This is a genomic window from Pseudomonas iridis (assembly GCF_017980685.1).
In the GTDB taxonomy this organism is placed as follows: domain Bacteria; phylum Pseudomonadota; class Gammaproteobacteria; order Pseudomonadales; family Pseudomonadaceae; genus Aquipseudomonas; species Aquipseudomonas iridis.
On sequence record NZ_JACXXO010000026.1, the window covers coordinates 47,977 to 58,105 of the forward strand.

A 10,129-nucleotide genomic window follows, 5' to 3' on the forward strand; every position below is an offset into this window, starting at 1 on the left:
ACAATTCAGTAGCAGGTTTAGCAAATCTGTATGGAGGTAATACAGATGTGCTGAATCTGTAATGCTTTTGCCGACCCGCGCATCATGGAATCTCTGGCTACCCAAGTAAACAGGAGCGACAAAAATGAACGGCTTGAGCGATGTGCGGCTGACGTTACACAGTCAGGAACTGGAGTCAGGGCAGGAGGACAGTGCGTGGAACAGCGCCTTGCGCAACGCACCGTCCGGCCTAAGTCGCTGGGGCCTGTTCTGGCATCGTCTGCACACGCGCAAGGCATTGCTGAACATGACAAGCGATCAGCTCAAGGATGTCGGGTTGTCGCGCGAGCAGGCGCTGGAGGAGGGATTGAAGCCATTCTGGCGGATCTGAATGGTGTGGTGCCCTTTCGGGCCCCATCGCTGGCAAGCCAGCTCCCACAGGTTTTGGGGTGAACACAAATATCGTAAACACTCATGATCATCGTGGGAGCTGGCTTGCCAGCGATGACGGCTTCAAGGTCGCAGCAATTCCATCAGACCAGCTCTTTGAGGCGATGCCACAGCATCCCCAGCGCCAACAACGGCGAGCGCAGATGCTTGCCGCCGGGGAAGGTGATGTGCGGCACTTTGGCGAACAGATCGAACCCGCCGCTGTGCTGCCCGCTGATCGCTTCGGCCAGCAACTTGCCCGCGAGGTGCGTGGCATTCACGCCGTGCCCCGAATACGCCTGGGCGTAATACACATTCGGCTGATCCGCGAGCCGACCGATCTGCGGCAAACGGTTGGCGCCGATGCCGATCATCCCGCCCCACTGATAATCGATTTTCACCCCGGCCAACTGCGGAAACACTTCAAGCATCTTTGGCTGCATGTACGCGCCGATGTCCTTCGGGTCGCGCCCCGAGTAATGGCAGGCACCGCCGAACAACAAGCGGCGATCCGCCGAGAGCCGGTAGTAATCCAGCGCCACACGTTGGTCGCACACCGCCATGTTTTGCGGCAGCAACTGGTGAGCCAGTTGTTCGCTCAACGGCTCGGTGGCGATGATGTAGCTGCCGGCGGGCAACACTTTGCCGCTGAGCTGCGCATTGAGGTTGTTCAGATAGGCGTTGCAGCCCAGCACCAGGGTCTTGGCGCGAACTGAACCCTGGGCGGTATGCACGCGGACTTGCGGGCCGTAATCGATGCGTGTGACGGCCGACTGCTCGAACAGTCTGACGCCCAGTTGCTGCGCTGCTGCGGCTTCGCCCAGCGCCAGATTCAGCGGATGCAGATGGCCGGAACCCATGTCGATCAAACCACCGATGTAGCGTTTGGAACCGACCACACTGCCCATCTCACTGGCTTGCAGCAGCCGGGTTTCGTGGCGATAACCGAGGCTGCGCAGCTCCTCGGCATCTTCGGCAAAGCCTTCGAGGTCCGACGGCTTGTTGGCGAGGTCGCAATAGCCCCAGGTCAGATCGCAGGCAATCTGAAAACGCTCGACGCGCTGACGGACAATTTCCACGGCTTCCAGGCCCATGAGTTTCATCTGCCGCACGCCATCGGCGCCGATCACGTTTGTGAACTGATCAAGACCATGGCCAACCCCGCGAATCAGTTGCCCGCCGTTGCGACCGCTGGCGCCCCAGCCGATCTTGTGCGCTTCCAGCACCACCACGCTGAGGCCGCGTTCGGCCAGTTCCAGCGCGGTGTTCAGCCCGGAAAAGCCGCCGCCGACCACGCACACGTCCGCAATCACCTCGCCTTGCAGCAACGGATGATCCGGTTGCGGCAGGCTGCTGGCGGCGTAATAAGAGGCTGCGTGAGGTTGGCTCGCGGTGGTGTGGGCGCGGGCAGTCATGGGCGTCATCCTGAGCGGGGTGTCGAGAAAATTTGACGGAGCATAAGCCGCACGTGCGAAGTCGGGCAACACTGGTCGGCCTGCGGTGTCTGGATCACGGCTTTTGCGGCACAATTGCCGCCTACCCCACGTCGGTCAATGTTTCGATGAGCTGCAACAGCGAGAAAATCCGCACCCTGCGTCAGCAGATCCCCACGTTCGAGTGCGTGCCGGGCTGCCACGACTGCTGTGGGCCCGTGACCACCTCGCCCGAAGAGATGGCGCGTCTGCCGCGCAAGACCCGCGCCGAGCAGGATGCGGCGATGGACGAGCTGAACTGCGTGCACCTGGGGCCGAATGGCTGCACGGTGTATGGCGAACGGCCGCTGATTTGCCGGTTGTTTGGTACCACCAAAACGCTGCCGTGCCCGAACGGGCGGGGGCCGGTGGAACTCATTCATCCACGCACTGAAAAGCAAATCTTCGAATACATGGCGGCGAATCGGCAGGTGTTGGTTTAGTCAGTTGAACCGCGTTGCTGCCATCGCTGGCAAGCCAGCTCCCACAGGTTTCTGGGTGAACACAAGTATCGTGAACACCCATGATCATTGTGGGAGCTCGCTTGCCAGCGATGGGCCGGGTCAGACGCCACAAATATCAATCGGGAATAGGCAGGTTCAAGCTTTCCTTAACCTCTTCCATCACGATATAGCTCTTCGATTCACGCACATGCGGCAGCTTCAACAGGATGTCGCCGAGCAGCTTGCGATACGAGGCCATCTCGGAAATCCGCGCCTTCACCAGATAGTCGAAATCCCCTGAAACCAGATGACACTCCAGCACGTGGGGCAACTTCAGCACCGCGCGTCTGAACTCTTCGAAAGTGTCACCGGATTTGTAGTCGAGGCTGATCTCGACGAACACCAGCAAGCTACCCTTCAAGTGCTGCGGATTCAGCCGGGCGTTGTAGCCCATGATGATCCCCTCGCGCTCCAGGCGCCGCACCCGCTCGGTGCACGGCGTGGTGGAGAGGCCGACCTTTTCCCCGAGTTCGGTGAACGAAATCCGACCGTCCGCCTGCAGGATCCGCAATATGTTGCGGTCGATCTTGTCCAGCTCACGTCTGGTCTGAGTGTTGGTACGCATAGGGGATGCGCCTCCGTGAAAAGGGTTTTTGCCGAGAATTGTCGCCAAATATAGGCGCTTATACAGTGAAAAGCACTGGCAAATCTTTCTTACACTGCGCGCATCATTGCTCTAACAACAGACGTACGCGGCACGCCGCGATGAGGGATACAAAAATGCGCGTTATGGTCTTGGGTAGCGGCGTCATCGGTACCGCCAGTGCTTACTATCTGGCCCGTGCCGGGTTTGAAGTGGTGGTGGTCGACCGGCAGCCAGCCGCCGCCATGGAGACCAGTTTCGCCAACGCCGGCCAGGTTTCGCCGGGCTATGCCTCGCCGTGGGCAGCGCCGGGCGTGCCGCTCAAGGCCATCAAGTGGCTGTTGCAACGCCACGCGCCACTGGCGATCAAGGCCACCGCTGACATTGACCAGTACTTGTGGATGGCGCAGATGCTGCGCAACTGCACGGCCAATCGTTACGCGGTGAACAAGGAGCGCATGGTGCGTCTGTCCGAGTACAGTCGTGACTGCCTCGACGAATTGCGCGCCGAAACAGGCATTGCCTACGAGGGTCGCAGCCTCGGTACGACTCAACTGTTCCGAACCCAGGCGCAACTCGATAACGCCGCCAAAGACATCGCCGTGCTGCAAGAATCCGGCGTGCCGTTTGAAGTCCTCGACCGCGCCGGCATTGCCCGCGTCGAGCCGGCCCTGGCGGGCGTTACCGATATTCTCGCCGGTGCCCTGCGCCTGCCGAACGACCAGACCGGCGACTGCCAGATCTTCACCACGCGTCTCGCCGAAATGGCGGTGCAACTGGGTGTGGAATTCCGCTTCGGCCAAGACATCCAGAAACTCGACTTCGCCGGTGATCGCATCAACGGCGTGTGGATCGACGGCAAGCTGGAAACCGCCGACCGCTATGTGCTGGCCCTCGGCAGCTACTCGCCGCAATTGCTCAAGCCGCTGGGCATCAAGGCGCCGGTCTACCCGCTCAAGGGTTACTCGCTGACCGTGCCGATCACCAACCCGGCAATGGCCCCGACTTCGACCATTCTTGACGAGACCTACAAGGTCGCGATCACCCGTTTCGACAACCGCATCCGCGTTGGCGGCATGGCCGAGATCGCCGGTTTTGATCTGTCTTTGAACCCGCGTCGGCGCGAAACCCTGGAGATGATCGTCAACGACCTTTATCCTCAGGGCGGCAATCTGGCCGAAGCGAGCTTCTGGACCGGCCTGCGTCCGACCACCCCGGACGGCACACCGATCGTGGGCGCGACGCCGTTCAAGAACCTGTTCCTCAACACGGGTCACGGCACGCTCGGCTGGACCATGGCGTGCGGCTCCGGTCGTTTGCTGGCCGACCTGATGGCGAAGAAAAAACCGCAAATCAGCGCCGAAGGCCTCGATATTTCCCGTTACGGCAACAAAATTCAGGAGTCCGCAAAACATGGCAATCCAGCGCCTGCTCACCAATGAACGCATGAGTCAGATCGTCAGCCACAACGGCACTGTGTATCTGGCCGGGCAGGTCGGCGACGACTTCGACGCCGGAATTGAACAGCAGACCCGTGAGGTGCTCGCCAACATCGAGCGCTTGCTGGATCTGGCGGGCACTGACAAGCAGCATCTGCTGTCGGCGACCATCTACCTCAACGACATCGAGGCACACTTTGCCGGGATGAACTCGGTGTGGGATCAGTGGCTGCCCAAAGGCGCTGCCCCGGCCCGCGCCACCGTCGAAGCGAAGATGGCCAAACCGAGCATCCTGGTTGAGATTTCCATCGTCGCCGCACTGCCGTAATACGTTGTAAAGATCCCTCTCCCGGCGCTGTTGGCGGTTCACGCCGTCAGCCAGCGCCGGTTTTTATTCCCATGACCGCCTAGAAGTCTGCCGCCATGCGTCCAGCCCGTGCCCTGATCGACCTCCAAGCCCTGCGTCACAACTACCGAATCGCCCGTGAAGTCACCAGCGCCAAGGCGCTCGCGGTGATCAAGGCGGATGCCTACGGCCATGGCGCGGTGCGTTGCGCCCAGGCGCTGGAAGGGGAGGCCGACGGTTTTGCCGTCGCCTGCATCGAAGAGGCCCTGGAGCTGCGCGCCGCCGGCATTCGTGCGCCGGTGTTGTTGCTTGAAGGCTTTTTTGAAGCCGATGAGCTGGCGCTGATCGTCGAGCATGATTTCTGGTGCGTGGTGCATTCGCTGTGGCAGCTCGAAGCAATTGAACAGGCCGCGCTGAGCAAGCCGATCACCGTGTGGCTGAAGCTCGATTCGGGCATGCATCGCGTTGGCCTGCATCCCAAGGACTACCCGGGCGCCTATCAACGCCTGCTGGCCAGCGGCAAAGTGGCGAAGATCGTCTTGATGAGCCACTTCGCCCGCGCCGACGAACTGCACGAGCAGAGCAGCGCCGATCAGGTCGCTGTGTTCGAAGCCGCGCGGCAGGGGCTCGTCGCCGAAGTCAGCCTGCGCAACTCGCCAGCGGTGCTCGGCTGGCCGCAGATTCACAGCGACTGGGTGCGCCCGGGGATCATGCTCTACGGCGCCACGCCGTTCGAAGAATCCCACACCGTGGCCGGGCGTCTGCTGCCAGTGATGACCCTCGAATCGAAAGTCATCAGCGTGCGTGAATTGCCGGCCGGCGAGCCCGTTGGCTACGGCGCCAAGTTCATCACCGACAAACCGATGCGCATTGGCGTGGTTGCCATGGGTTACGCCGATGGGTACCCACGTCAGGCGCCAACCGGCACGCCGGTTTTGGTCGAGGGCAAACGCAGCCGCATCATCGGCCGAGTATCGATGGACATGCTCTGCATCGACCTCACCGATGTGCCAGAAGCCGGATTGGGTTCGACCGTCGAGCTATGGGGCAAAAACATCCTCGCCAGTGAAGTGGCGCAGTGGGCCGGCACAATTCCGTACCAGATCTTCTGCAACCTGCGTCGAGTGCCAAGGCTCTATTCCGAGGATTGAGGCGGCTACAGAGCCCACGTGTTGTAAATACTGAACGCTGTCGCCATGATAACGCTCAATATTTCTACAACATCAGGAGGCTCAAGCCTTGGACGTCGGTGAACGACTGCAATCGATCCGCAAGCTCAAAGGGCTTTCCCAGCGTGAACTCGCCAAGCGCGCGGGCGTCACCAACAGCACCATTTCGATGATCGAAAAGAACAGCGTCAGCCCTTCGATCAGTTCGCTGAGGAAGGTTCTGGGCGGGATTCCCATGTCCATGGTCGAGTTCTTTTCCGAAGAAATCCTGCAGGAAATACCGACCCAGATCGTTTACAAGGCCAACGAGCTGATCGACATTTCCGACGGCGCCGTGACCATGAAGCTGGTCGGCCGCGCGCACCCTAGCCGGGCCATCGCGTTTCTCAACGAAATCTACCCGCCGGGCGCCGACACCGGCGAAGAAATGCTCACCCACGAGGGCGAGGAAACCGGGATTTTGGTGGAGGGTCGTCTGGAATTGGTGGTGGGTCTTGAAACTTTTATTCTCGAAGCCGGCGACAGCTACTACTTTGAAAGTACCAAGCCGCATCGTTTTCGTAATCCGTTCGACTTGCCTGCGCGACTAATCAGCGCAGCCACGCCGGCGAATTTTTGAACAAAGAGGCGCCAAGCCATAACGGCAAAGGCATCCGAACAGTTTTTCCACAGCGCGGTATAACCCCTTCGACTATGGGGTTGTTTCAGTGTGGCGGGCTAACCGCTATACTTGCGCCCGCCTGCGAACCGTGGCCGCAGGCGTGAATAGCCACCATTGAGGGTGAACGCGTGAACCTAATTATGAAAATGCTGGCTGCACCAGCAACCGTACTGGCCCTCTGGGCTGTCAGCGCTCAAGCTGCGACGAACGACGACATTGCCAAACGCCTCGAGCCCGTCGGCCAGGTGTGTGTGCAAGGTCAGGAATGCAAAGGGATGGAAGTGGCGGCGACTGCCGGCGGCGGTGATGCCAAGACTCCCGATTCAATCATTGCCAAACATTGCAATGCTTGCCACGGCACTGGCCTGCTGGGTGCGCCGAAAATTGGTGACACCGCAGCGTGGAAAGAACGCGCCGATAAGCAAGGCGGTCTCGACGGCATCCTGGCCAAGGCGATCACCGGCATCAACGCCATGCCGCCGAAAGGTACCTGCGCCGATTGCTCGGATGCCGACCTGAAAGGTGCAATCGAGAAGATGTCGGGCCTGAAGTAGGGCGTACTGCTGATGAAAAAAACCGTCTCCGGACGGTTTTTTTGTGTCTGCAATCTCACTGCATATTTTTCGCGATGTAGGCGCCGGCAGAGTTAAGCACGGCTTTGTACACAGCATAAGCATCAGTATCTGCCGGGGTTATTGGTTCGGAGCGCCCTTCCGATATCTGTCTCAGATCACATCCCGGGATCGACATAATGAGCGGTGAGTGAGTAGCGATGATGAACTGTGAGCCTTTGCGCGATAGCTCCATTACGCGGTTGATAAACACCAATTGCCTCAATGGGGACAACGACGCTTCCGGTTCATCGAGAACGTACAGTCCCTGGGCTTTGAATCGGTTTTGAAACAGCGCCTCCATTGCTTCACCGTGTGACATGCAATGCATATCCACGCCGCCGTAATAGGTCTTTATTTCGGGATCAAAACTCCCCTCTGCATCAAGCTTGCGGATCGCAGTGTTCAAGTTATAGAAGGTCTCTGCTCTGTAGAAAAAAACGTCCTTCTCCCTTCGGTAGCCTTTTGAAAGCATCAGGGTTTCGTGCAGTTTCGAGTGGGTGTTCTCAGTCGAGAAATTGAAGTTCTTCCCACCGCCTTCTGGATTGCATCCCAACTTGATGGCAAGTGCTTCAAGCAGGGTGGATTTTCCGCAACCGTTTTCTCCGATAAATACGGTAATTCTGTTATTGAATTGAAGCGGAAAAAGGCCGCGTAAAAAATGAGCCGCCACTCTGTCTGACTTAAAGCGTATCTGCTGGATGAATAAATCATTCATATTGGCGCCCCCTGAATACTCTATCGACGGATACCTTTACTCCAATCATCGTTATACCAAGGCTTATCGAGCTCGTGCTGGCCATGGTGAAAATTCCGACGTAACCAAGATAGGCAATAAGACGCTCGCCGAATAACTCCGGCGTCGCAGTGGCGCTAAAAATGATGACTGATACTGTCCCGGCCGAGATCGCCATTTCCGGCCAGAAGCACTGAATGGCATTGGCTTTTTGATATTTATAGCGTGCTTGTATTGTGTCGCTCAAACATTTATCACTATTGCTGATAAGTGATTGAAGACTTTGCTCGTCAATTGTGGATGAGCTGAAAGTGCTGATTAACGATTCCTTGTACAGGTCTTCATTGCTCATTTCGGTTTTATACAGACTCTGGATTTGTGGTTTTGCAAATTTCAACTGCACACAAGTCAATGTCGTGATAAATATCAAGGGGATGAGGAAATAAGCGTTTTCACGAAGTAAGATATAGGCTGTGGCAAATGTCAAAATACAAGATCCTGCCAGATGAATTGAGTCATGAAGGACTGAAGCAATTTTCTCAGCATCCTCTTTGATCATCGTCACGCGAGAGCTTAACGGACAAGGTCTTTCATCATGCACAATGAAATTGATGAGCGAAAAGCGAGATTTCGCTTCCATGAGCGCCGCTATGGAACTGCCCAGACTTTGCGTCGCTAGCTTGGATAAAAAAATAGCGGTGAGGATGAAATACAGATTAGTGCTGACAGCGCCACTACTAAGAGCTGTAAGTCCCTCTGCCACGATCGAAGGTATTAACAACTGACATGCGGCTGCTAAAGTCAGGCTCATTGTTGAAAATAAAAATAATGCCACGTTTTTTCGCAAGCACATAAGCATAATTCAACGCCCCCCGTGCTGTAGTTTATAGCTCAGAATTCGATTGCGGCGATAAGAGGCCTCTCTGCTTGAGTAGTAAATGGATATGAGCGACATTGTTGGGCTTAGCACACGCTCAAGGTAGATGGCTGAGGCAAAGATAGCGCCTGTTGTCAAAGCGTCTTCACTTATTAAATGAGCGGATATCAAGAACAAAACAATTATTGCTACCAAGTAACATGTTCCTGAAATTGATTCGAAAAAAGATGCTTTCAGGTTTGAACGAAAAACGAGGCGCTCAATGTTTTTGATGTCCAGCTTGACTCTGTCGTTGTACGGTTTGGCATCGCATACATGCGCACAGATTGCCCCGATTGTAACCGTGTTTTCTTGGACATATTCTTCAAAAAGGGTGTCGCTCTTTCTCCGGGTTATAAAATATGCAGCTGAGGCATATAGCAGGCCGCTAAGGGGGGCGAGGGCCAGAAGTGGATGATACAGAGCCGTTATAATCAGCGCGAATATTATGATGCTGAAATTGAGTGAAGTGTCAAAGAATACCGAATGGTATAGATACATCGAGCCGTCAACATCGCCGTCGATGAGTTCGATTTGCTCACCTGGATCTTTCCTATATGTGGATGCCTTGCTTCGCAGGTGCGTTAGAATGGTCCTTTTCAAAATATATCTTGTCTTGGCAGCAGTCCTTTGTAGATAAATGTTGGCTGCTAGTTTCAAGGGAGGCGTCGCGATGATAAGAAGCGAAGCGCCTGCGAGTGCATATAAATATAAGCGGTCTTGGGATAGATAAAAATTAATTGAATTGCCGATTAGGTAGGGCGATGCGCTTGTTAGAACTGAAATGCCCAGGCCAAAGCAGCAAAGTATTAGGTTGCTCTTCATGGTTTGATGAATTCCATTTGGTGCGGAAGAAATGGAAACTCGTAGTTACAGTCAATCAAACCAATAGAGCCAAGTAGTGAGCCCACGCGTCCGATCCATAATCCTAATGGGTCGGCAGTTTTTGTTCTCAAGATTCTTGAGTTTTGTTCGCTTAAATTAACGATATTCGACCATAGAAAAACTTGTGGATCGAGCAACGATTCCGGTGAGATCTTTTTCATGATATTCAGAATCCCATAAGCGCCATGACATAAAGAGTCATTGACGGGCCTCTTTCGTTTTTCGAGATTCGAATATGAGAATGCGGCTTTTGGTGGGTGCTTTTCCAAGAAGTCTAGGGAAGGTCTGAAGTACCCACCGATTTTTGAGGCCCTCGCTGCTTGAGGTTCAAAAAATCCAAGTCGGCCGAAAAACAGACCCTTCTTGTCTTTAATTCACGGCTCTTTCCTCTGATCGTGCT

The 10,129-nt window shown here is 55.9% G+C and carries 12 protein-coding genes; 7 read left to right on the forward strand and 5 right to left on the reverse strand.

The window, feature by feature from the left end; translation table 11 throughout:
- Window positions 1-124: 124 nt before the first annotated feature.
- On the forward strand, window positions 125-370 hold the full coding sequence (locus tag IEQ42_RS26250) for a DUF1127 domain-containing protein (RefSeq protein ID WP_210706048.1): 246 nt from the start codon (window positions 125-127) through the stop codon (window positions 368-370).
- A gap of 142 nt (window positions 371-512) precedes the next feature.
- Here the strand turns inward: IEQ42_RS26250 and IEQ42_RS26255 are convergent, their stop codons facing one another.
- Window positions 513-1,823 (reverse strand): NAD(P)/FAD-dependent oxidoreductase, encoded by a 1,311-nt coding sequence (locus tag IEQ42_RS26255; protein ID WP_210706049.1) that lies wholly within the window; start codon window positions 1,821-1,823, stop codon window positions 513-515.
- 146 nt (window positions 1,824-1,969) lie between these two features.
- Between IEQ42_RS26255 and IEQ42_RS26260 the strand changes: the two genes are divergently transcribed.
- Window positions 1,970-2,323, forward strand: coding sequence for a YkgJ family cysteine cluster protein (locus IEQ42_RS26260; RefSeq protein WP_210706050.1), 354 nt, complete (start codon window positions 1,970-1,972; stop codon window positions 2,321-2,323).
- Window positions 2,324-2,459: 136 nt separating this feature from the next.
- On the opposite strand, the gene IEQ42_RS26265 is transcribed toward IEQ42_RS26260, so the two are convergent.
- On the reverse strand, window positions 2,460-2,948 hold the full coding sequence (locus IEQ42_RS26265) for an Lrp/AsnC ligand binding domain-containing protein (RefSeq protein ID WP_210706051.1): 489 nt from the start codon (window positions 2,946-2,948) through the stop codon (window positions 2,460-2,462).
- 155 nt (window positions 2,949-3,103) lie between these two features.
- On the opposite strand from IEQ42_RS26265, the gene dadA reads away from it, so the two are divergent.
- The 5 genes from dadA (at window position 3,104) to IEQ42_RS26290 (ending at window position 7,135) form a co-directional block, all read left to right on the forward strand.
- Window positions 3,104-4,408 carry a D-amino acid dehydrogenase gene (gene dadA / locus IEQ42_RS26270; RefSeq protein WP_210706052.1) on the forward strand — a complete coding sequence of 435 codons (1,305 nt, stop codon included), beginning with the start codon at window positions 3,104-3,106 and terminating at the stop codon, window positions 4,406-4,408.
- Window positions 4,380-4,733, forward strand: coding sequence for a RidA family protein (locus IEQ42_RS26275; protein ID WP_210706053.1), 354 nt, complete (start codon window positions 4,380-4,382; stop codon window positions 4,731-4,733). Before dadA ends, IEQ42_RS26275 begins: the two co-directional genes overlap by 29 nt.
- Window positions 4,734-4,828: 95 nt before the next feature.
- A complete protein-coding gene (alr, locus tag IEQ42_RS26280; RefSeq protein WP_210706054.1) occupies window positions 4,829-5,902 on the forward strand; it encodes an alanine racemase in 1,074 nt (357 codons plus the stop codon).
- Between the two features lie 88 nt (window positions 5,903-5,990).
- Entirely contained in the window at window positions 5,991-6,539 is a 549-nt protein-coding gene (locus tag IEQ42_RS26285; protein WP_025112726.1) for a cupin domain-containing protein, read from the forward strand.
- Window positions 6,540-6,709: 170 nt separating this feature from the next.
- Window positions 6,710-7,135, forward strand: coding sequence for a c-type cytochrome (locus IEQ42_RS26290; RefSeq protein ID WP_181818469.1), 426 nt, complete (start codon window positions 6,710-6,712; stop codon window positions 7,133-7,135).
- 55 nt (window positions 7,136-7,190) lie between these two features.
- Here the strand turns inward: IEQ42_RS26290 and IEQ42_RS26295 are convergent, their stop codons facing one another.
- Genes IEQ42_RS26295 through IEQ42_RS26305 form a run of 3 tightly spaced genes read right to left on the reverse strand, consistent with a single transcriptional unit; the run spans window position 7,191 to window position 9,669 of the window.
- On the reverse strand, window positions 7,191-7,910 hold the full coding sequence (locus tag IEQ42_RS26295) for an AAA family ATPase (RefSeq protein ID WP_210706055.1): 720 nt from the start codon (window positions 7,908-7,910) through the stop codon (window positions 7,191-7,193).
- Complete coding sequence (locus IEQ42_RS26300; RefSeq protein WP_210706056.1) at window positions 7,903-8,763, reverse strand: 6TM ABC transporter family protein; 861 nt, start codon at window positions 8,761-8,763, stop codon at window positions 7,903-7,905. The genes IEQ42_RS26295 and IEQ42_RS26300 overlap by 8 nt, the downstream gene beginning before the upstream one ends.
- A 27-nt stretch (window positions 8,764-8,790) precedes the next feature.
- Window positions 8,791-9,669 (reverse strand): ABC transporter ATP-binding protein, encoded by an 879-nt coding sequence (locus IEQ42_RS26305; RefSeq protein ID WP_210706057.1) that lies wholly within the window; start codon window positions 9,667-9,669, stop codon window positions 8,791-8,793.
- Window positions 9,670-10,129 lie beyond the last annotated feature (460 nt).

Excerpts from the sequence above, each read along its gene's own strand:
- IEQ42_RS26250 (WP_210706048.1), top strand. The coding sequence starts at position 125 with ATGAACGGCTTGAGCGATGTGCGGCTGACGTTACACAGTCAGGAACTG.
- IEQ42_RS26255 (WP_210706049.1), bottom strand. The coding sequence starts at position 1,823 with ATGACTGCCCGCGCCCACACCACCGCGAGCCAACCTCACGCAGCCTCT.
- IEQ42_RS26260 (WP_210706050.1), top strand. The coding sequence starts at position 1,970 with ATGAGCTGCAACAGCGAGAAAATCCGCACCCTGCGTCAGCAGATCCCC.
- IEQ42_RS26265 (WP_210706051.1), bottom strand. The coding sequence starts at position 2,948 with ATGCGTACCAACACTCAGACCAGACGTGAGCTGGACAAGATCGACCGC.
- dadA (WP_210706052.1), top strand. The coding sequence starts at position 3,104 with ATGCGCGTTATGGTCTTGGGTAGCGGCGTCATCGGTACCGCCAGTGCT.
- IEQ42_RS26275 (WP_210706053.1), top strand. The coding sequence starts at position 4,380 with ATGGCAATCCAGCGCCTGCTCACCAATGAACGCATGAGTCAGATCGTC.
- alr (WP_210706054.1), top strand. The coding sequence starts at position 4,829 with ATGCGTCCAGCCCGTGCCCTGATCGACCTCCAAGCCCTGCGTCACAAC.
- IEQ42_RS26295 (WP_210706055.1), bottom strand. The coding sequence starts at position 7,910 with ATGAATGATTTATTCATCCAGCAGATACGCTTTAAGTCAGACAGAGTG.
- IEQ42_RS26305 (WP_210706057.1), bottom strand. The coding sequence starts at position 9,669 with ATGAAGAGCAACCTAATACTTTGCTGCTTTGGCCTGGGCATTTCAGTT.